Below are 21,037 nucleotides of genomic sequence, written 5' to 3' on the forward strand. Positions count from 1 at the left end.
AAGCAATCATTATCATTCGCAAGGTAATCCATGCAGTCGGTTCTCGCTTCCCATGCCCCGGTGCGCATCCTCGCCATCGAGGACGATCCCGTCCTGTCCGCCCATATCGGCAGCCATCTGGGCGAGCGCGGCTTCGCGGTGACCGTTCGCCACGGCACTGGCGATGTGCCGCAACTGCTGCGCGAGGGCGGCTTCGACCTGATCCTGCTGGATATCCTGCTGCCGGACAGCAATGGCCTGGACATGCTCGTCGAGTTGCGCCGCCGCCAGCGCGTGCCAGTGATCCTGATGTCGGCGCTGGGCGCCGAGCAGGATCGTATCGTCGGCTACAGCCAGGGTGCCGACGACTACCTGGCCAAGCCCTTCAGCATGGCGGAGATGGATGTGCGCATCGATGCCCTGCTGCGCCGGATCGCCTACGAGCGGCAAGGCCCGGTCAGTCATCAGGATCTGGGCAGCGCCCTGGGCCTGACCTTCGACCCGCTGCGCGGCGATGTCTGCCACGACCAGTGCTGGGCCGGGCTGACCGGCTGCGAGTACCGGATCCTCGAGACCCTGCTGCATGCCCAGGACGAAGCGCTGAGCAAGACCTTCCTCTACCAGCAGGCGCTGAACCGCGCCTATTCGATCCATGACCGCAGCCTGGACATGCATGTCAGTCACCTGCGCCGCAAGCTGCAGTCGATCGGCTACGCCGCGGCCAGGGTGGAGACCGTGCGCGGCGTCGGCTACATGCTCAAGCGCGTGCTCCCATGAGGCTGCCGGATCGGCACTCGCTGTTCTGGACACTGCTCGGCGGCATCGCCTTGCTCAGCCTGCTGATCATCAGCCTGCACGTAGATGTCAGCCAACGCCTGGACATGGCCACCTCGACCCTCGGTAGCACGGCGCGCAACACGCTGTCCGATTATGCGCGGCAGGCCGAGCAGGCCTGGGAGGAGGGCGGCGAGGCGGGCGTGGATGCCTTTCTCGACACGTTGACGGCGCAGGAGGGCGTGTGGGCGGCGGTGGTCGGGCCGCATGGCGTGTCGTTGTCGTCGCAGCCCTTGCGTGGGCGAGAGCGTAAAAAGCTCAGCTTCATGCGCTCGTTGGACTGGTCAGTGGGGCGGCCCGGCGGCACGCCGACGTTCTACGTGCCGTTCAGTCGCGGCGAGGCCCAGCTGGTGATGGACCTGCCGGCGCGGCTCAACCCACGCAAGTACAACCACCTGTGGCGAGCCTTGCTCGAGCGGGTGTTGCCGGCCGCTCTGGCGCTGGGTCTGGGCGTGCTGCTGTACCGCCGGGTCATCGCGCCGCTGGCCGTGCTGCGGCGCCAGGCCATCGCCCTGAGCGCCGGCGACCTGTCCGCGCGGGTCGGCGGGCAACTCACCCGGCGTCGCGACGAACTGGGTGAACTGGCGGGGGCCTTCGATCACATGGCCGGTCGCCTGGAAAATACCGTGGCATTCCAGCGCCGCTTGCTGCGCGACCTGTCCCACGAGCTGCGCACCCCCTTGAGTCGGCTGCGTGTCAGCGGCGAGCGCGAGCAGGACAACCAGGCCTTGCGTCAGCGCCTGGAGCGCGAAGTGCAGGGCATGGAGCGGCTGATCAACGATACCCTGGAGCTGGTCTGGCTGGACACCGAGCGGCCGCTCCTGCCACTGGAGCCAGTGGATGTGGGGCGGCTGTGGGAAGTGTTGTGCGACGACGTCTGTTACGAGACCGGCTGGCCGGTCGAACAGCTGCGCAATGCGCTGCCTGCCAGTTGCACGGTGCTCGGCCACCTCAACAGCCTGGCCCAGACCCTGGAAAACCTGTTGCGCAATGCCGTGCGCCACTCGCCGTCGGGCGGCGTTGTGACCCTGGGCGGCCATTGCGAGGGTGATACCTGGTTGCTGTGGGTCGAGGATCAGGGGCCCGGCGTCGAACCGCAGCACCTGGAAAGCATCTTCCAGCCCTTTACCCGGCTCAATGCCGCGCGTCCGGGTGGCGATGGCTTTGGCCTCGGACTGTCGATCGCCCGCAGCGTCACGCAGCTGCAGGGCGGCGAGGTCTGGGCGCAGAACCGCTCACCGGGCCTGCGGGTCAGCCTGCGGCTGAGAAATGTATAGATTGTAAAATAGATTTACTCTCAAATGAGAATATATAGCATTCGTGCTCGTCCCGTGCCGGCCCCGGGGCGAGTCGGATCGTCGTGCTCCCGCTCGCTCCTTGCCCGGACAGTTTCCAACGCGCAAGGAGTGTCCCGATGCAGCCCCGATTCAAGCTCAACCATCTCTGCCTGGCCCTGCTGGCGGCGTCGCCCGCGACCCTGTGGGCCGCCACCGACAGCCAGGGCAACGAGGTGCTTGAACTGAGCGACACCCACGTGGTGGCCACCGCCGAGCAGGAGCTGAAGCAGGCATCGGGCGTCTCGATCATCAGCGCCGAGGACATCAAGAAGCGTCCGCCGGTCAACGACCTGTCCGAGATCATTCGCAAGATGCCCGGGGTCAACCTGACCGGCAACGGCGCCAGTGGCTCGCGGGGCAACAACCGGCAGATCGATCTGCGCGGCATGGGCCCGGAAAACACCCTGATCCTGATCGACGGCAAGCCGGTGACCTCGCGCAACGCGGTGCGCTACACCCGTGCCGGCGAGCGCGACACCCGCGGCGACAGCAATTGGGTGCCGGCCGACCAGGTCGAAAGCATCGAGGTGCTCCGAGGCCCGGCGGCGGCCCGCTATGGCTCGGGTTCCATGGGCGGGGTGGTGAACATCATCACCAAGCGCCCGACCCAGGAAATGACCGGCAGCATCACCGCCTTCACCAACCTGCCCGAGGACGATGCCGAGGGCATGACCAAACGCACCACCTTCAGCCTCGCCGGCCCGCTGACCGAGTCGCTGACCTTCCGCGTGTACGGCAACCTGAACAAGACCGACGCCGACGACGCCGACATCAACCAGGGCCATACCGACACCGCCAGCGGCTCGTCCCTGGCCGCCGGCCGCGAGGGCGTGCGCAACAAGGACATCAACGCCCTGGTGAGCTGGGCGCTGGACAACCAGCAGACGATCGATTTCGAGACCGGCTTCAGTCGCCAGGGCAACATCTACGCTGGCGACGTCGGCACCGGCGGCACCGACTCGCTGGTGCCGGGCAGCACCATCAACGGCTGGCTAGGTCGCGAGACCAATACCATGTACCGCCAGGACTTCTCCGTTACCCATCGCGGCGACTGGGACTTCGGCACTTCCCGTGTGCTGGCGCAGTACGAGAAGACCCGCAACAACCGTCTGCTCGAAGGCATGACCGGCAGCGTCGACGGTGATATCAGCGGCAACGAGAAAGCCACCAGCACCTACGACAGCTACCTGGTCCAGGGCCAGCTGGACCTGCCGCTGGATCTGCTGCGTCCACAAACCCTTACTCTGGGCGCCGAGTGGAACTACCAGGAACTCGACGACCCCAGCACCTTGAACCGCGCCGTGGGCACCACGCTGCCGACCTCCGCTGCCGGGGCGCGGCCCACCGACATGGACGCCACCATCATGGCCGTCTACGCCGAGGACAATATCGAGCTGACACCAAACTGGTTCCTCACCCCGGGCCTGCGTCTGGACCACCATGACCAGTTCGGCGCCAACTGGAGCCCGAGCCTGAACACCTCGTACAAGCTCACTGAGGACGTCACCCTCAAGGCCGGCATCGCCCGGGCGTTCAAGGCGCCGAACCTGTACCAGTCCAACCCCAACTACCTGTACCGCAGCAACGGCAACGGCTGTGCCCCGAGCCTCAGCTCGAACGGTTGCTACGTGCTGGGCAACGCCGACCTCGACCCGGAGATCAGCGTCAACAAGGAACTGGGGGTGAGCTTCGCCCGCGATGGCTGGAGTGCCAGCCTGACCTACTTCCGCAACGACTACGACAACAAGATCGTCTCGGCCAACGACGTGACCGGGCGCACGGCCACCAACGAGGCGATCCTGCGCTGGGACAACGCCCAGGACGCGGTGGTCAAGGGCTGGGAAGGCAGCATCGGCGTGCCGCTGCTGGGCGAGGCCGGCGAGGTGCTGAGCTGGAACACCAACTTCACCTACATGGACGCCAACGAGGACAGCGACGGCAACCCGCTGTCGGTGGTGCCTGAGTACACCGTCAACACCATGCTCGACTGGCAGGTGACCGAGGCCCTGTCGCTGAGCCTGACCGGCACCTACTACGGCAAGCAGGAGCCGCGCCAGTTCAACCCGACCCGCGAGGTCAGCGTCACGGCGCAGAACGAGCTGAAGACCCTTGATCCGTACCATGTCTGGGGCATCGGTGGCACTTACGCGCTGAACAAGAACCTGTCGTTCGGCGCCGGCATCAGCAACCTGTTCGACAAGCGCGTGTACCGCGAAGGGGCGGGGACCAGCGCCGGCGCCGCCACCTACAACGAGCCGGGGCGCGCGTTCTATGCGTCGGTGACCACCTCGTTCTGATGAAAGCGGGGCTGCTGCGCAGCCCTTTCGCGGCACAAGGCCGCTCCTACAGAGGGATGTGATTTTCTGTAGGAGCGGCCTTGTGCCGCGAAAGGGGCGCAACGCGCCCCCAAGGAATGCAAACCGTGAATATCGCCTGGCCCATGCTCTCGCGCATCGTCGCCGCCGTGCTCGGCGGCTATGCCTTCACTTACGCCTTCACCGCCGCGCTGGCGCGGCTGTTGCCGCTGCAGCCAGCGGATGCCCTGATCGTCGCCACCGTGCTGTCGTTCGCCGTCTACACAGGTGCGATCCTCTGGGCCTTCGCCTGCCGCAGCGCCACCCGCGGCTGGGCCGGCCTCGCCCTCGGCGTGCCGTTGGCGCTGATCGGCTTCTGGCCGCAACTGCTGGAGCGCCTGGGATGAAGCAGAAAACCATCACCCAATCCCTGTCATGGCTGCACACCTGGAGCGGGCTGCTGTTCGGCTGGGTGCTGTTCGCCATCTTCCTCACCGGCACCCTGGCGGTATTCGACAAGGAGATCGACAACTGGCTGCGTCCGGAAATCCCGGCGCACAGCCTGGACAGCCGCGAGGCGGCGCAGAGCGCGCTGGACTACCTGCAGGCCCGTCATCCGCACGCCCGCACCTGGAACATCGGCCTGCCCAACGAACGCGCACCCACCCTCAGCGTGTCTACCGGCGAGCAGCGTCGCGGCGGCGGACAGGCGCTGGACCCGGAAACCGGCGAGCTGCTGCAGGTGCGTGAAACGGCCGGCGGCGGCTTCTTCTTCCGTTTCCATTTCACCCTCAACCTGCCGCGCCTGCTCGGCATCTGGGTGGTGGGCCTGGCGGCGATGGCGATGCTGGCGGCGTTGGTCAGCGGCATCGTCATCCACAAAAAGTTCTTCAAGGAGTTCTTCACCTTCCGCCCGGCCAAGGGCCAGCGCTCCTGGCTGGACGCGCACAACGCCACCGGCGTGCTGGTGCTGCCGTTCCACCTGATGATCACCTACACGGGCCTGGTGATCTTCTACCTGATCTATATGCCGGCGGCCTCCGATGCGCTGTTCGGCGGGGATCGCGAGGCACTCAATCGCGCCCTGCGCGGCATGCCCGAGCAGCATGCCGGCCAGGGACGCCAGCCACCTCAGGAGGTTGCCGGGCCGGCGCCGTTGACGGCGTTGCCGCCGCTGCTGGCCGAGGCCGAGCGCGTGCTGGGGCCGTTGGCCAGCCTGTCGATCCACAACCCGGGGCGCGGCGATGCGCGGATCGAGGTGCGCCCGCTGCTGGGCAATCGCATCGAGCTGACCAAGGGCCAGAGCATGGTCTTCGATGGTGTGACCGGCAAGGTACTGCGGGCGCCCGCCGAAAGCCGCCCGAGCCTGCTCATGCAACGGGTGCTGGCGGGCATGCACTTCGCCCAGTTCGGCGGCTACCCGATGCGCTGGCTGTACTTCGTCTGCGGCCTGGCCAGCTGCGCGATGATCGCCACGGGGCTGGTGCTGTTCACCGTCAAGCGCCGACGCCGGCATGACGGCGAAGGGGCGCTGGGCGCCGCGCTGTATGTCGGCGCCGAGCGCATCAACGTCAGCGTGGTGGCCGGCCTGGCGCTGGCCTGCGTCGGCCTGTTGTGGGCCAACCGCCTGTTGCCGCTCGAGCTGGCGCAGCGTGACGGCTGGGAGGTGCGGGTGTTCTTCCTGATCTGGCTGGCGACCTTGCTGCACGCCTGCCTGCGCCCCTGGTTACGGGCCTGGCAGGAGCAGCTCGGGCTGGCGGCGGCGCTGTGCCTGGGGTTGCCGTTGCTGAACGTGGTCACGGTCAATCGCGGCGACTACATCCCTCTGGAAGTCACCACCCTGGTGGTCGGCGGCCTGCTGGCCGCGTGTGCCTGGAAAATCGGGCAGCCAGCGCCGGAGCGTGCGCTGCGTGTCCGTACGGAGGTCAACTGAAATGGGGCTGGCGATAGCCACGGGACTGTGGTTGGCGTACAGCGGCATGATCGCCCTGTGCCTGGGGCTGGAGCGGCACTACAAACAGGTCTGGGGACGGCCGCCATCGTTGTCGCTGCGTCGGGCGCTGCGGCTATCGGGCTGGCTGGCGTTGGCGGCCAGCTTCGCCGCCAGCGTCGCGGCCTGGGGCTGGGCCATGGGGCCTATCGGCGGGCTTGGCCTGGTCTCGCTGGCGGGGTTGGTGCTGGTGTTGGTGCTGCCCTACCAGCCGCGGCTGGCGATTGGAACGGCTGTGGCGGGGTGGCCAGTGCTGGCACTGGCGACACTGGCAGGGTAATGCCTGTCGGCGCATTTGCCATCCGTGTGGCGGCTCTCCATACTCGACAAGGCAGAGCCGACCGCATGACCCACGCCGCACGACCTGGGGCTGCGCACAAGATCGGCCGCCGTTCCGTGCCTTAGCCGTTTCCTCCGACTCGAAGTGGAAGTGACGGATGTTCGATAGAAGCAGTTCCCAATCCCGCCCCTGGCGCCTGGCAGGCGCACTGTTCGCCACCTTGCTGCTGGCGCTGCCCGTGGGCGCGGCGGAAAAGTTCAAGGTGGTCACCACCTTCACCATCATTGCCGACATGGCCCGCAACGTGGCGGGTGATGCCGCCGTGGTCGAGTCGATCACCAAGCCCGGCGCCGAGATCCACAATTACTCGCCGACCCCCGGCGACCTGCGCCGCGCCCAGGGGGCGCAGCTGATCCTGTGGAATGGCCTGAACCTGGAGCTGTGGTTCGAGAAGTTCTTCCAGCGCCTGCAGCAGGTGCCGGGGGTGGTGGTGTCCGACGGCATCGAGCCGATGGGCATCGTCGCCGGCCCCTACAGCGGCAAGCCCAATCCGCACGCGTGGATGTCGCCGCGCAATGCCCTGGTCTACGTCGACAACATCCGCGACGCCCTGGTGCGCCACGACCCGGGCAACGCCCAGGCCTACCAGCGCAACGCCGAGGCCTACAAGGCGCGTATCGAGGCGACCATCGCGCCGCTGCGCGCCCGTCTCGAGCAGATTCCCGCCGGCAGGCGCTGGCTGGTCAGCAGCGAAGGCGCGTTCTCCTACCTGGCCCGCGACTTCGGCCTGAAGGAGCTGTACCTGTGGCCGATCAACGCCGACCAGCAGGGCACGCCGAACCAGGTGCGCACGGTCATCGACGCGGTCAGGGCGCATCACATCCCGGCGGTGTTCAGTGAAAGCACGGTGTCCGACAAGCCGGCCCGCCAGGTGGCCCGGGAAACCGGCGCGCACTATGGCGGCGTGCTCTACGTCGACTCCCTGAGCGCCCAGGACGGGCCGGTGCCGACCTACCTCGACCTGCTGCGGGTGACCACCGACACCATCGTCCAGGGCCTGGGCCAGGCAGGCAGCCAATGAACCAGCACAACCAGGCCCTGGAAAGCGGCATCGTCGTCCAGGGCGCCACCGTGACCTACCGCAACGGCCATACCGCGTTGCACGACGCCAGCTTCGAACTGCCGATGGGCTCGATCACCGCGCTGGTGGGCATCAACGGCTCGGGCAAGTCGACCCTGTTCAAGGCCATCATGGGCCTGGTGCGTTTGGCCGCCGGGCGCATCAGCGTGCTGGGCCTGCCGGCCGAGCGCGCCCTGCGGCGCAAGTGCACGGCCTACGTGCCCCAGGCCGAGGAAGTGGACTGGGACTTTCCGGTGCTGGTCGAGGACGTGGTGATGATGGGGCGCTACGGGCACATGGGCCCGCTGCGCATCCCCCGACGCGTCGATCACGAGGCGGTGGACGCGGCGCTGTGCCGGGTCGACATGCAGGCCTTGCGCAAGCGGCAGATCGGCGAACTGTCCGGTGGTCAGCGCAAGCGTGTGTTCCTCGCCCGCGCCCTGGCCCAGGACAGCCGGGTGATCCTGCTCGACGAGCCGTTCACCGGGGTCGACGTGAAGACCGAAGACCAGATCATCCAGCTGCTGCGCGAACTGCGCGCTGAAGGGCGGATCATGCTGGTGTCGACCCACAACCTCGGTTCGGTGCCGGAGTTCTGCGACCGGGTGGTGCTGATCAAGCGCACCGTGCTGGCCCACGGGCCGACTGACGAGGTCTACACCCGCGACAATCTCGAACGCGCCTTCGGCGGGGTGCTGCGCCACTTCGCCCTGCTGCCGGGCGATCCGTCGCAGCAACCACCGGTCAGCGTGTTCAGCGACGACGAGCGGCCGCTGATCCTGCGCAACGGCCTGCCGGCGCGCCGTGAGCCGGGCAGCGACAGCGAGGCCGACGCATGATCGAACTGCTGCTCGAGCCGTTTGCCTACGGCTACATGCGCAATGCCCTGTGGGTCTCGACCCTGGTCGGCGGGGTCTGCGCGTTCCTGTCCTGCTACCTGATGCTCAAGGGCTGGTCGCTGATCGGCGATGCACTGTCCCACGCCATCGTGCCGGGGGTGGCTGGCGCCTACATGATCGGCCTGCCGTTTTCCCTCGGCGCGTTCTTCGCCGGCGGGCTGGCCTCGGCGGCGCTGCTGTTCCTGCAGCGCCGCACGCGGCTCAAGGAAGATGTGGTGATCGGCATGATCTTCACCTCGTTCTTCGGCCTGGGCCTGTTCATGGTCTCGCTATCTCCGACCTCGGTGAACATCCAGACCATCGTCCTCGGCAACATCCTGGCGATCACCCCGGGCGACACCCTGCAACTGGCGATCATCGGCCTGGTCACCCTGGCGGTGCTGCTGGCCAAGTGGCGCGACCTGATGCTGACCTTCTTCGACGAGCAGCAGGCCCGCGCAGTCGGCATTCGCCCGGATGCACTCAAGCTGCTGTTCTTCGCCTTGCTGTCGGCCTCGACCGTGGCCGCGTTGCAGACGGTGGGGGCGTTCTTGGTGATCTGTATGGTCATCACCCCTGGCGCCACGGCCTACCTGCTCAGCGACCGCTTTCCCCGGTTGCTGGTCATCGCCGTCGCCATTGGCGCCCTGACCAGCCTGACCGGCACCTACCTAAGCTACTACCTCGACGGCGCCACCGGCGGCGTGATCGTCGTGCTGCAGACGCTGATCTTCCTGCTGGTGTTCGTCTTCGCCCGCAAGCACGGGCTGCTGGCCGCGCGCCGTCGTCGGCGCCAGGCGCTGGAGGTGCAGCCATGAACGTGATCGACCTGCTGCTGGAACCCTTGCGCTTCGACTTCATGGTCAACGCCATGGCCATCGCCGTGCTGATCGCCATTCCCATGGCACTGCTGTCGTGCTTCCTGGTGCTCAAGGGCTGGGCGCTGCTGGGCGATGCCATCGCCCACGCAGTGTTCCCCGGCGTGGTGATCGCCTACATCGTGCAGGTTCCCTACGCCATCGGGGCGTTCCTGGCCGGCATGTTCTGCGCGGTGGCCACGGGCTACCTCAAGGAGAACAGCCGCATCAAGCAGGACACGGTGATGGGCATCGTCTACTCGGGGATGTTCGGCCTGGGGCTGGTGCTGTACCTGAAGATCCAGTCCGATGTGCACCTGGACCATATCCTGTTCGGCGACATCCTCGGCGCCGGCCCCCAGGACCTGTGGCTGTGCGCGGGCATCGCCGTGCTCACGGCGCTGGTCATCGCCACCAAGTGGAAGGACCTGATGCTGCACACCTTTGATGCGGTGCAAGCCCACGCGGTGGGCCTGCGCAGCGGCTGGCTGCACTATGGCCTGCTGTGCCTGATCTCGTTGGCGGTGGTCGGGGCGCTGAAGGCCTCGGGGGTGATCCTGGCGATCGCCTTGCTGATTGCCCCGGGGGCCATCGCCGCGCTGCTGACGCGCCAGTTCCGGCACATGTTGTGGCTGTCGTTGCTGGTCGCCATCGGCTGTTCGTTCGTGGGCGTGTACGGCTCGTTCTACCTCGACAGCGCCCCGGCGCCGACCATCGTCATGGCCTTTGCCGGGGTGTTTGTGCTGGTGCTGCTCTGGCAGGCGCTTGGGCGCAGGTTCGGGTCGCCCATGGCGACGTGAACGACCCTCAGAGACTGAGGGTCAGGCTTACGCTGAAGTTGCGTGGCTCGCCCGGCAGCACCCACGAACTGTTGTACGAGCGTTCGTAGTACTTGCGGTCGAACAGGTTGTTGAGGTTCAGCCCCACTGTGACCTGTTCGCTGGCCTTGTAGTGCGCCAGCAGGTCGACCGTGCTGTAGGCATCCAGGGTGAAGTGGCTGCCGGCCTGGCCGGAGCGTTCGCCGACATAGTTGAACGCCGCGCCGATGTCCGAGCCGCGCAGGGCGCCGTCCTGGAACTCGTAAACGCCCATCACGCTGCCGCTGTTGCGGGCAATGCCCAGCAGGTCGCTGCCCTTGGGCAGGGCCGCGTCGCCCTTGGTGACCTCGGCATCGATGTAGGCGTAGGCGCCGATCACCCGCACGGCATCGGTCAGCTGGCCGCTGAACTGCAAGTCCAGCCCCTGGCTACGCGCTTCGCCCGCCGCCACGCTTTCGCCGAGCGCGTCGGTGGTGATGACGTTTTCCTTGTCGATATGGAACAGCGCGATGGTCGCGCCCAGGCGGTTGTCTAGCAGGTCGAGTTTTAGTCCGGTCTCGTAGCCCAAGCCTTTTTCAGGCTTGTAGACCTGGCCCTGGGTGCCAATGGTATTGGGCTTGAACGAGGTCGAGGCGTTGGCGAACACGCCCACCTGCGGGGTCAGTTGATACAGCAGCCCTATGCGCGGCGTGGCGACATCCTTCGCCTGGCTGTTGCTGACCCCGGTGGAGCGGTTCTGCGCAGTCTGTTCGATGCGCTCCAGGCGCACACCGAGCAGGCCGCGCAGGCGCTCGGTGAAGGCGATCTGGTCCTGCAGGTTGAGAGCATGGCTTTCGGTGCGTTCGAAGAAGTCGTTGGCCCGTGTAAGTGTCGGCTTGGGCTTGCCGTACACCGGGTTGTAGATGTCCAGGCCATAGCCCGCCGAGGTCGCGCTTTGCGGGTATTTCTGGCTGTTGCGGTAGTTTTCGTATTCAAGCCCGATCAGGCTCTGGTGCTGCCAGCCGAGCAGCTGGAACTGGCCGTGCAGCTCGACCTGGGTGATGTTGTCGTTCCACTCGAAGTTGCGCTCGCGGTAGAAGCGGGTGAGGGTGTTGCCGACCAGGGCCTGGGGCTCTGAGCTGTTGCCCTTGAGCGTGCCCTGGGTGTAGTGGTTGGCCAGGCGCAGCTTCCAGTCGTCGTTGAGGAAGTGCTCCAGCGCCAGGTCGAGGGTCTGGTTGTCGTTGCGGATCCTACCGTCGTTGGGTTCGCCCATGAAGGCCGAGCGCGGTACCGAACCCAACTGGCCGTTGACCGCCGGAATGCCCCGGTCGAACACCGATTCGGTGCGCGAGAACTCGGCATCGAGCATCACGCGGGTGTCCGGTGACAGCTGCCAGCTCAGCGACGGGCTGACGATGCGTCGTTCACTGTCCACGTGATCGCGGAAACTGCCATTGTCCTCGACCGCCAGGTTGATCCGGCCCAGCAGATTGCCTTCGCTGTCCAGGGGCGAGTTGGCATCCAGGGCGGTGCGGTAGCGGTCCCAGCTGCCCGCGCTCAGGCTGAGAGTGCTGAAGGTCTCGGCTTGGGGGCGTTTGGTGACGATATTGACCAGACCGCCAGGGTCGCCACGGCCATAGAGGCTGGCGGCCGGGCCCTTGAGCACTTCGATGCGCTCGATGCTGGAGGTGTCCGGGGAGCTGTAGCTGCCGCGGTTGATGGCAAAGCCGTTCTTGTACAGCTCGCCGGTGGTGAAGCCGCGCACGCTGTAGTTGAGGAAGGTCAGGCCGCCAAAGTTGTTCTGCCGCGACACGCCACCGGCAAAGTCCAGGGCGCGGTCGATGCGGGTGCTGTTGAGGTCCTTGATCACCTGGGCGGGCACCACCTGGATGCTCTGCGGGGTGTCGCGGATATCGCTGTCGGTGCGGGTGGCGGTGGCCGAGCGGGTGGCGCGGTAGCCTTGCACGGGACCGTCGGCTCGCTCTTCGAGGTAGGCGTCGGTGATCGAGGTTTCCTCCAGCAGCAGGGGTTGGGCTGCCGAGAGGGGTTGGCCGAACAGGCCCAGGGTGAGGCCGGCCAGAAGCGGTGCGCGAGGGTTCACGAGGGTTCTCCAATGAATACGTAATAACGTAACATTTAACGTTGTGCTGGCGCCACAGTCAGATGAGGTATTCAGAGCGGTTGTCAGATGGGAATGATTCGCGTTATTGTAATGTTATTACGTAACTAGAGGTTCCCATGCAAGTACTGTCCTCACTCAAGCAGGCCAAGCGCCGTCATCGTGATTGCCAGGTGGTCAAGCGTCGTGGCCGGATCTATGTGATCTGCAAGTCCAACCCGCGGTTCAAGGCCAGGCAGGGCGGGGTGAAGAAGAAGCGGGGGTAGCCGCAAGATAAGCGAATGGGGCCGCAAAGCGGCCCAGTGAAGCTAACGGAGCGTCCTGCGCAGACGCCGCCAGCCCAGCACCACGCCACTGAGGGCAATCACCAGTCCACCGCTACTCAGGACGATGATCAGCCCTTCCCGCAACAGCGGCCGCGCCAGCAGCGGTTGCCAGTCCCAGCTGTGCAGCAGGTTGAACAACCAGCGCCCGGTGCGTTGCGCCCGGTCGTGGCTGGCCACCAGCATGCCGCTGGCCGGGTCCAGGTAGACCCAGGTAGCGGCCGGGTCATCGAAGCGCAGGCGCAGCACGGGTAATGGACGGGACTGGAAACCGTACATGCTCTGCGGGTCGCGGGCGAAGTAGTGGAAGTCGTAGGCGGTCTGCCAGTCATCTTGCACCGCAATGCCCGGGGCCATGGCCTGCGCGGCCGCCAGCAACCGCTGTCGGGCAAACGCCCGGGCCGGTGGCGTGTCGGCTTCGAGGATGCGGCTGTCGCCGTCGGCATTGCGTGCCACCAGGTAGGTGACATCGGCCAGGCGCTGCCACTGCAACTCGACGGTGTTGAACTGCTCCTCGTCGCGCAACAGTCCCAACACCGTGGCGACCGGCAGCTTGAGGTCGGCGGCGCGCAGCGGGCCGGGTTGCAGGGCGATCTGGGAATGACTGTCGGTCAGGCCCCAGGGGCGCATCGACATCAGACCGCTGAACACCCACAGCACCAGCACCCCGCCGAACAGCAGCCCGCCGATGTGGTGCCAACGCAGCCAGCCGCCGGGGTAGGGGCTGCGCGAACCGCTGCGGTAGCGCGTGCGCAGCCGCAGGCGCAGGATGCCCACCGCCATGCCCAGGATCGCCATCAGCGTGCCGAGCACGGACAGGCCGATCACCAGCGTGCGCCAGCCGTTGTCGAAGCCGAATCCACCGCGCAAGGGATATAGCCAGTGCAGCCAGGCACCGACCCAGTTCCATGTGCGCTCCTGCGCGGTGGCATCGCGCACCACTTCACCGCTGCGCCCGGACAGGTACAGCCAGGTGCCAGCGGCATCGTCCACTCGCACCCGGTGCAGGGGCCGGTCGCCGTCCAGGGCCCGGGAGTGGGTCCACATGTCCTCGTCCACCGTGCCCTGGTAGGCCAGCGCCGCGTCACCGGCGTACTGCCGGGCATTGGCCAGGGCCCAGTCGGCATCGGCGTGAGCCAGGAGCTCGCCGCTGGTGGCATCGAGGGCGACGTGGCGGCCGTCGGCCAGCTCCAACAGGTAGTGCGCCCGCCCGCCCAGGCTGGTCAGACGCAGCGCTTTCAACGGCTGCTGCGCCCACTGCGCCGGCAACTCGGCGCAGCAACCCGCCGGCAATGCCGGCAGGTGGGCCAGGCGCTCGGCCGGGGTCAGCTTGGGGTAGCCGACATACAGCATGACCACCCCGGAGACGAACCACAGCGCCATGAACAGGCAGGCGACGATGCCCAGCCAGCGGTGCCACAGGTACAGCTGGCGTTTCAGGCCCATCAGTAGCGCCACTGCACAGCGACTTCCAGGCTGCGCGGCTCACCCAGGTAGTACTGGGTGTTGGTCTGGTGGATGAAGCGCGCGTAGACCTCGTCGGTGAGGTTGCGCAGCCGCGCGCTGAGCTGCACGTGCTGGTCCAGGTCGTGGGTCATCGACAGCCCGTAGACGGTGTACGACGGCACCCAGGCGGTGTTGGCGGTGTTGGCGTAAACCGCCGACACATAGCGGGCGTCGGCGCCGATCTGCCAGCCCGGCGCCAGGTCATAGGTCAGCCACAGGTTGGCGACCCGGTCGGGGATGTTCACTGGGTTCTTGCCCTTGCGCGAGTACACCACGCCGCCGATGGTTTCGTTGAACTCGTCGTACTCGGCGTTGACCCAGCTGAAGTTACCTGCGGCCAGCAGCTTGGGCGTGACCTTGAACGAGGCCGCCAGCTCGATGCCGGTGGAGGTCTGCTGGCCCGCCTGCTCGGTGGTGTTGGGCACGGTCGAGGAGGGCACCGAGATGTTCTTGCGCACGATGCGATAGACCGCCGCAGTGGCCGAGCCGCGCCCGTCGAGGAAGTCGAACTTGCTGCCCACTTCCACCTGGCGGCCGGTGCTCAGGTCGAAGTCGCCGACCTGGCTGAGCGAGGCGCCGGTAAGCGAGCCTCCCGGCGGCTCGGCCGAGGTGCTGTACTGGGTGTACAGGCTGACATTGGGCGTCAGGTCGTAGACCAGGCCCAGGCGTCCGGTGAAGGCGTCCCAGCGCCGGTCCAGCTTGGCCCGGGTCACGTGGTCGACCACGTCGAAGTCGATATGGTCGTAGCGCAGCGCGGTGATCAACGCTAGCTGGTCGGTCAGGTGGGTGCGGTTCTCGACGAACCCCGCAGTGGTGTCGGTGGTGGTGGTGCGGCCTTTGGTGCGCGGCGCGTCCATGCCGGGGATGTCAAGGAAGTGGCCGGGCTGGAAACCGTTCGGGTTGATGGTGTCGAAGGCACCTTTGGACAGCGGATAGGTGGTCTGCTGGTTGCGGCTGTAGTCCACGCCGAACGCCCAGTCGCTGGCCAGGCCGAACAGCTGGCCCTGGTGGGTCAGTTCGACGCGGTTGCCGTTGACCTCCTGGTCGTGGCTCTGACGGTAGCCGCCGGAGCGGTTGATGGCGGTATTGCCGGCGTTGTAGCGGTACACCTCGAGGTTGCGGTAATCGCGCTGGCCGTTGTAGTGGTAGAAGGTGTTGCGCAGCTGGTTGCTGTCGTCGATGCGGTAGTCGGTGATCGAGCGCAGCCAACGGGTGCGCTGCTCGTAGCGGCCGTCCTCGACGTTGTAGTTGTTGAAGCGATTGTGCTTGTCGATGTGCAGGGTGCCGACCGCCGGCTGCAGCACCGGCGTGCCCCAATACGGGCTGTCTTCCTTCTCTTCCAGGTACTCGATGGCCAGGGTGTGCGACAGCTGTTCGTTGATGTCGCTGAGCAGCGAGAAGGCCAGGTTGCCGGCACCGTTCTCCTGGCGGTCGATGTAGCCATTGGTACTGGTGCGGCTGTAGTCGAGCCGCGCGTAGTGGCGCGGACCGTCGCCGCTGTTGAGCGCTTTGTTGAAGCCGACCGAGGTTTCCATCGTGTCGTAGCGGCCGTAGCTGACGCGGCCTTCGAAGGTGTCCTCGTCGCGGCTCGCCAGTTTGGTGATCATGTTCAGGCTGCCGCCGACGGCGCCGCTGCCGTTGAGGAACGACGAGGGGCCGCCGAGCAGTTCGACGCGGTTGTAGATCCACGCGCCAACCGGGCGCGCCGTGGCGCCGTATTGCAGGTTGATGCCGTTGAACAACTGGCTGACCTGGGCGCCGTTGAAGCCGCGATACGACACATAGCCGCCCCAGCCGGGCGGTGCCGAGGCGTTGACCCCGGGCAGGGCGTTGGCGGCGTCCTGGAAGTTACGCGCGCCGATGCGCTCCATGGTCTTGCGGTCGGCAACGCTGACCGAGGCCGGGTTTTCGCGGGCGCTGAGGTTCAGTCGCGAGCCGCTTTCGATAGGCCGGTCGAGGTCCAGGGTGGTGGCTTCTTTGGGTTGGTCGGCGGTGGCCGTGACGTTGCTGGCGGGCAGGGTCAGGGTGTCATCCTGCGCCCAGGCGCAGGTTGCGCTGCCAACGAGCAGCGCCAAAGTGGTCATGCGGAACATGCAAGGCTTCCTGGCTGAAATCGGTGAGCGCACGCCCGCTGCCGATCAGGCAGTACTCGGGCGTGGCGATGTCAGAACGCGAGAAGCGAGGCGGGGGAGGCGCGCGGATTGACCAGCGGCCAGCGCTGCTTGGGCAGGGGCGGCGCGGGTTGTCTGGGTAAGGGTTTGCTCGACTCCCCGGCGAGCAGGGCCAGCAGGCCGAAGAACACCGCCAGCAGGGTGGCGCTGAACAGGCTGGCGATCACGCAGTCGCCGCCAGCGGGCAGCACCGGGTCGGTGACGTCCTGGTCGCCCTTGAACACGCCGCTGCTGTCGGCCGCGCACCAGGCGGCGTCATCCAGGCCGGCCAGGCGCAAGCCTGCCATCTGTCCATGGCCCATGGCGCACAGCAACGAGCCGAACAGGATGCTGAAATACAGCACCCAGGCGACTTGCGATCGTGTGTGGCGGGCCAGCTTCATCGGCAAAGCTCGAAGGGAATGAGAATAGGTTCGGCGTGCGGATTCTACAGCGTTTGAAACATCTGCCTAGAGTGCTTGGCCGATAAAAAACATTCGAATCGATTCACCTGGCTGGCTTGACGCCTCTCGGCCCCAGGTGTTCAGATGCCGACCGATTTCAGGTGTCCCATGCCGCCGCGCATGGGGTGAAACGGGAAACCGGTAAGCTCATGGAGCGAGTCCGGTGCTGCCCCCGCAACGGTATGCAAGTGATGCCTTCGACAGACCACTGTGGCCCGCGCGCCATGGGAAGGTGAAGGTATCTTGTCTTGCGAGCCCGGAGACCGGCCTGGAATGTTGTAGGCAAACTCCTGCGGTGGGCGGGCATGGGCCGGTATTGGCTGTGCGCGATCCCTGCTCCTGCGTGCTTCTGCGAAAGTCACTTTCGAGAAGAGCATGATTGCTGTGATTCACTCCCGACGTTGTTTCCCCACGGCCCGGACCTTGCTCCTGGGCTGTCTGGCCAGCCCCCTGGCACTGGCCGAAAACACCCCCCTGATCCTCGACCAGCAGATCGTCGCCGCGCCGTCGGTGGAGTCGACCACGGTCGCCGCCATGGCCCAGTACGGCAGCAAGGTCGAGATCGTCAGCCGCGAGCAGATCGAGCGCGCCGGCCCCGGCGCCGACATCACCCGGGTAATGCAGATGTTCATCCCCGGTTTCTACGTCGCGCCGAAGAACGGCCCGTTCGACTACGGCACCTATTCGCTGCTGGGCGGGCGCAACGACGACACCCTGATCCTGCTCGACGGCGTGCGCCTGAACAACCGCCTGTACGGCGGCCTGTACCTGGACACCCTGCCGGCCAACGCGGTGGAGCGCATCGAGGTGCTCAAGGGCGGCCAGAGCCTGTTGTTCGGCACCCAGGCGGTGGCGGGGGTGATAAATATCGTCACCCGCAGCCCAAAGAGCCGCGAGGCTTCGGGCGAGGTCAACCTGGGCCTGGACAGCTTCGCCGGCAGCAGCAAGGACGCCCGCGTCGAGCGGATCTTCAGCAACGGCTTCGGCGACCTGGGCCTGCTGGCTTATGTCAGCCACAATGTTTCCGACGGCTACCAGCCGTTTCGCAACCGGGACTACAGCGGCAACGTCAGCGACAAACAGCGCGGCTACGAGGTGACCACCTTCGGCGGCAAGGCGATCCAGGCCTTCGGTGACGATGCGCGGCTGGAGCTGTTCTACCAGTACACCGACGCCAACCTCGATTTCGCCCGGCCGGTGAACAACTACAAGACCACCAACGACCGCGTGCAGCAGATCGCCACCGCCACCTTCGAGCAGCGCCTCAACGAGCGCCTGAGCTACTTCATCAAGGGCCACGTCAACGACTGGGACACCCGCTATACCCGCATCAACAACCGTGGCGATGGCAGCCGCAACGTGGTCAACCACAACGACTACTGGGGCTTCACCGACTGGGGCGTGCAGGCCGAGGGCAAGGCCGAGCTCGACGGCGGCCATGTGCTGGTGTTCGGTTCCGACAACCAGTGGTTCAAGGGCCAGGATGACGTGCTGGTGATCGACGACAACAAGGCCCAGGCCAATGCGCTGTATGCCCAGCTGCGGCCCAGGATCGAGGCCCTGCCGAACTGGCACCCGAGCCTTGGCGTGCGCCACGAGGCCATGAGCGGCGGCGACAGCGCCACCGTCGGCATGCTCACCTCGCTGTACGACCTGAACGACAACTGGCAGCTGCGTGGTCAGTACGGCAGCGCCTACAAGCTGCCCAACGCCGAGCAGTTGTTCGTCAACGAGCCCGGCGACGAGATCGGCAACCGCGACCTCAAGCCCGAGAAGAGCCGCAATGCCGAGCTTGGCCTGGACTATCACGGCCTGCTGCTGGAGCGTGAATTCAGCGCCAGCGTCACCGTGTTCCGGCGCAAGATCAGCGACCTGATTACCCTGGACGGCAGCCAGTGGGTGAACGGACAGGGCCAGGTGCAGATGCGTGGTTTCGAGGCCGATGCACGCTTGCAGTTGAACGACCAGTGGAGCCTGCAGGCCGACATGACCCGTAACCTCACCGAGTCGCGCACCGGGGCGACGATCAACGACGTGCCGAGTTTCTTCGCCCGCTCGCGGCTCGGCTACGAATCGGCAGACCGCCTGTGGGGTGCCGGAGGGGCGATTCGCTACATTCGCGATGTGGTCAGCTCCAAGGGCGTCGACTACGGCCATTACTCGGTGGTCGACGCCGATGCCTACCGCTACCTGGACGGCGCCCGCCAGCACCGCCTGAGCCTGCTGGTGGAGAACCTGTTTGACCGCGACTATGTCACCAGCCGGGCGAGCAACGTCGACAACCTTGGGCGACCGTTCACCAGCGAACTGCGGTACACCTACACCTTCTGAGGGGCGTGAGCATGTATTACCAGCGCGTGTTGTTCGTCGGCCCTGGCCTGGGCGGCGGCTCGGCGGCGGAGGCCTTTGGCGCCGAGGTTCGCGACCTGCGTGGCCACGATTCAGGCCGGGATATCGTCGATACCCTGGAGGGCTTCGACGGGCTGTGGGCGGTGATCCGCGAAGCCCTTGACCAGGGGGTTGAACGCTTGCTGGTGGTGGACCTGGAGCCCACCTCGGACAGCGCCTACCTCGACTGGCTGCGTGATGAACTGGGGCGCCTGGCACAAGGCCGGGCCGGGATCTGGGTCACGGCCCAGGCCCTGGGCCGGCGGGGGCTGGATGCTCGGGCGGCTTGTGCCAGCATCGGCGAGCATGCCCGTCACCTGCCATGCGACCAGGTCAACGCGGTGGCCAGCGACCCGGACTGGTCGCGGGTACCCGAGCATGCCCGCCAGGTGTTCCTGTGTACCGGTCCGCGCTGCGTGCGGCGCGGAGCCTTGCCGTTGTGGAAACGCCTGCGCCGCCAGCTGCTGGAACGTGACCTGATCGAGACCCCGGGCGGTGTGCTGCTGACCCGCACCGGTTGTCAGTTCCCCTGCAACCTGGGGCCGGTGCTGACGGTGCATCCGGACGGCTGCTGGTACCGGGTGCGTGATAATCGGGAGGTGGAGCAGTTGGTGGAGACGCATCTGCAGGGCGGAAGGGTCGCCGAACAGTTGCTGATCAAGGGAGGGGCGTGCGATGCGTAAAGCCTGGTTGCTGTCGCTGGTCCTGGGCTGTAGTACACCGGCCGTGGCCGACAGCTATCGTAACTGCGGGCAGGACTGGCAACGGCCCGCTGCGGTACCTGCGCGCATCGTGGCGCTCAATCAGCATGCGGCCGACTTGCTGCTCGCCCTTGGCGCGGGGCCGTCGATGGTCGGGGTGGCCTACCTGGATGACAACGGCGCCGCGTACAAGCAGGGGCGCTACCAGGATGTGCCGGTGATCGCCCGGGAGTATCCGGCCAGCGAGGTGTTGTATGCGCAAAGGCCGGACCTGGTGGTCGGCGGATTCGCCACAGCCTTTGGCGACGGGGTCAGCTCGCGAACCCGGCTGGCCGGCAACGGGATCGCCACCTACCTGCTCGAATCGGCCTGTGCCGGTCATTCGCTGGATTACTACGCCCATGTCCGGCGTGACCTGACTCTCCTTGGCGAGCTGCTGGGCAGGCAGGCGAGGGCGCAGGCATTGATCGAGGCAATGGAGGCGGATCTGGCGCGGGCCAGGGCGATCGCACCGACCGGCAGGTCGCTCTCGGTGTTCTACCTCGACAGCGAGGTCCGAGGATTGGACAGCGAAGGCGGGCGAGGTTTCGTCACGCCGTTGCTGGCCGCCGCCGGGGCGCGCAATGTGCTCGGCGGGCTCGACCAATACCGCGTGACGGTCAGCCGCGAGGCGCTGCTGAGCAGCGACCCCGATGTGATCCTGCTAGCCGACGCCCTGTGGTCGCCGGCCAGTCGCAAGCGTCGATTGCTGACCCGCGACCCGGTGCTCTCGACCCTACGGGCGGTGCGCGAAAACCGCATGATCGATATCCCGTTCACCGAGCTGGTACCTACGCCGGCCAGCGGACGGGTGGCCCTGGAGCTGGCGCAGCGACTGGCCGGCCTGGCGGATCAGAAAACTCAAGGTGTTCGACGTTAGCGTTGCAGCGCACATCTGGCCCCTCTGATGAACCTTTCATGACAAAACTTCGGTAGCAAACCACCCCCCCCGTCAAAGCCATGGATACCGACAAGGCATCT

18 protein-coding genes and 1 riboswitch are annotated in these 21,037 nt (G+C 66.4%); of the genes, 14 read left to right on the top strand and 4 right to left on the bottom strand.

Annotated features, from left to right (window positions below; genetic code table 11):
- Positions 1–30 precede the first annotated feature (30 nt).
- The 10 genes from V0R62_RS15560 (at position 31) to V0R62_RS15605 (ending at position 10,369) form a co-directional block, all read left to right on the top strand.
- A complete protein-coding gene (locus V0R62_RS15560; RefSeq protein WP_330104387.1) occupies positions 31–756 on the top strand; it encodes a response regulator transcription factor in 726 nt (241 codons plus the stop codon).
- Positions 753–2,090, top strand: a complete 1,338-nt coding sequence (locus V0R62_RS15565; protein ID WP_330104388.1) for a sensor histidine kinase — start codon at positions 753–755, stop codon at positions 2,088–2,090. The genes V0R62_RS15560 and V0R62_RS15565 overlap by 4 nt, the downstream gene beginning before the upstream one ends.
- Before the next feature lie 137 nt (positions 2,091–2,227).
- Positions 2,228–4,447 carry a TonB-dependent siderophore receptor gene (locus V0R62_RS15570; RefSeq protein WP_330104389.1) on the top strand — a complete coding sequence of 740 codons (2,220 nt, stop codon included), beginning with the start codon at positions 2,228–2,230 and terminating at the stop codon, positions 4,445–4,447.
- A 116-nt stretch (positions 4,448–4,563) separates the two neighbouring features.
- Complete coding sequence (locus V0R62_RS15575) at positions 4,564–4,851, top strand: iron transporter (RefSeq protein ID WP_330104390.1); 288 nt, start codon at positions 4,564–4,566, stop codon at positions 4,849–4,851.
- Positions 4,848–6,377, top strand: coding sequence for a PepSY-associated TM helix domain-containing protein (locus tag V0R62_RS15580; RefSeq protein WP_330104391.1), 1,530 nt, complete (start codon positions 4,848–4,850; stop codon positions 6,375–6,377). The genes V0R62_RS15575 and V0R62_RS15580 overlap by 4 nt, the downstream gene beginning before the upstream one ends.
- A gap of 1 nt (position 6,378) precedes the next feature.
- On the top strand, positions 6,379–6,714 hold the full coding sequence (locus tag V0R62_RS15585; RefSeq protein ID WP_330104392.1) for a DUF3325 domain-containing protein: 336 nt from the start codon (positions 6,379–6,381) through the stop codon (positions 6,712–6,714).
- 157 nt (positions 6,715–6,871) lie between these two features.
- Positions 6,872–7,795, top strand: coding sequence for a metal ABC transporter substrate-binding protein (locus V0R62_RS15590; protein ID WP_330104393.1), 924 nt, complete (start codon positions 6,872–6,874; stop codon positions 7,793–7,795).
- On the top strand, positions 7,792–8,673 hold the full coding sequence (locus V0R62_RS15595; RefSeq protein ID WP_330104394.1) for a manganese/iron ABC transporter ATP-binding protein: 882 nt from the start codon (positions 7,792–7,794) through the stop codon (positions 8,671–8,673). The genes V0R62_RS15590 and V0R62_RS15595 overlap by 4 nt, the downstream gene beginning before the upstream one ends.
- Positions 8,670–9,530, top strand: a complete 861-nt coding sequence (locus V0R62_RS15600) for a metal ABC transporter permease (RefSeq protein ID WP_186732278.1) — start codon at positions 8,670–8,672, stop codon at positions 9,528–9,530. Before V0R62_RS15595 ends, V0R62_RS15600 begins: the two co-directional genes overlap by 4 nt.
- Positions 9,527–10,369, top strand: a complete 843-nt coding sequence (locus tag V0R62_RS15605) for a metal ABC transporter permease (RefSeq protein WP_330104395.1) — start codon at positions 9,527–9,529, stop codon at positions 10,367–10,369. The genes V0R62_RS15600 and V0R62_RS15605 overlap by 4 nt, the downstream gene beginning before the upstream one ends.
- A 7-nt stretch (positions 10,370–10,376) precedes the next feature.
- Here V0R62_RS15605 and V0R62_RS15610 read toward each other — a convergent pair whose 3' ends face one another.
- Positions 10,377–12,467, bottom strand: a complete 2,091-nt coding sequence (locus V0R62_RS15610) for a TonB-dependent siderophore receptor (RefSeq protein WP_330104396.1) — start codon at positions 12,465–12,467, stop codon at positions 10,377–10,379.
- A 137-nt stretch (positions 12,468–12,604) separates the two neighbouring features.
- Between V0R62_RS15610 and ykgO the strand changes: the two genes are divergently transcribed.
- On the top strand, positions 12,605–12,751 hold the full coding sequence (gene ykgO / locus V0R62_RS15615; RefSeq protein ID WP_023632134.1) for a type B 50S ribosomal protein L36: 147 nt from the start codon (positions 12,605–12,607) through the stop codon (positions 12,749–12,751).
- Positions 12,752–12,793: 42 nt separating this feature from the next.
- Here ykgO and V0R62_RS15620 read toward each other — a convergent pair whose 3' ends face one another.
- From V0R62_RS15620 to V0R62_RS15630, 3 genes are all read right to left on the bottom strand, one after another.
- Positions 12,794–14,248 carry a PepSY domain-containing protein gene (locus tag V0R62_RS15620; protein WP_330104409.1) on the bottom strand — a complete coding sequence of 485 codons (1,455 nt, stop codon included), beginning with the start codon at positions 14,246–14,248 and terminating at the stop codon, positions 12,794–12,796.
- Between the two features lie 5 nt (positions 14,249–14,253).
- Complete coding sequence (locus V0R62_RS15625) at positions 14,254–16,407, bottom strand: TonB-dependent receptor (protein WP_330104397.1); 2,154 nt, start codon at positions 16,405–16,407, stop codon at positions 14,254–14,256.
- A gap of 71 nt (positions 16,408–16,478) precedes the next feature.
- Positions 16,479–16,868, bottom strand: a complete 390-nt coding sequence (locus tag V0R62_RS15630) for a DUF2946 family protein (RefSeq protein WP_330104398.1) — start codon at positions 16,866–16,868, stop codon at positions 16,479–16,481.
- A 142-nt stretch (positions 16,869–17,010) separates the two neighbouring features.
- A riboswitch (cobalamin riboswitch) is annotated at positions 17,011–17,214 on the top strand.
- Between the two features lie 89 nt (positions 17,215–17,303).
- Here V0R62_RS15630 and V0R62_RS15635 point away from each other — a divergent pair.
- Genes V0R62_RS15635 through V0R62_RS15645 form a run of 3 tightly spaced genes read left to right on the top strand, consistent with a single transcriptional unit; the run spans position 17,304 to position 20,936 of the window.
- Positions 17,304–19,259, top strand: a complete 1,956-nt coding sequence (locus V0R62_RS15635; protein ID WP_330104399.1) for a TonB-dependent receptor plug domain-containing protein — start codon at positions 17,304–17,306, stop codon at positions 19,257–19,259.
- Positions 19,260–19,270: 11 nt separating this feature from the next.
- A complete protein-coding gene (locus V0R62_RS15640; protein WP_408005691.1) occupies positions 19,271–19,999 on the top strand; it encodes a (2Fe-2S) ferredoxin domain-containing protein in 729 nt (242 codons plus the stop codon).
- Complete coding sequence (locus tag V0R62_RS15645; RefSeq protein WP_330104401.1) at positions 19,992–20,936, top strand: ABC transporter substrate-binding protein; 945 nt, start codon at positions 19,992–19,994, stop codon at positions 20,934–20,936. Before V0R62_RS15640 ends, V0R62_RS15645 begins: the two co-directional genes overlap by 8 nt.
- Positions 20,937–21,037: the final 101 nt, after the last annotated feature.

Origin of the sequence: Pseudomonas carassii (genome assembly GCF_036324045.1) — a bacterium.
GTDB classification, from domain to species: Bacteria; Pseudomonadota; Gammaproteobacteria; order Pseudomonadales; family Pseudomonadaceae; genus Aquipseudomonas; species Aquipseudomonas peradeniyensis.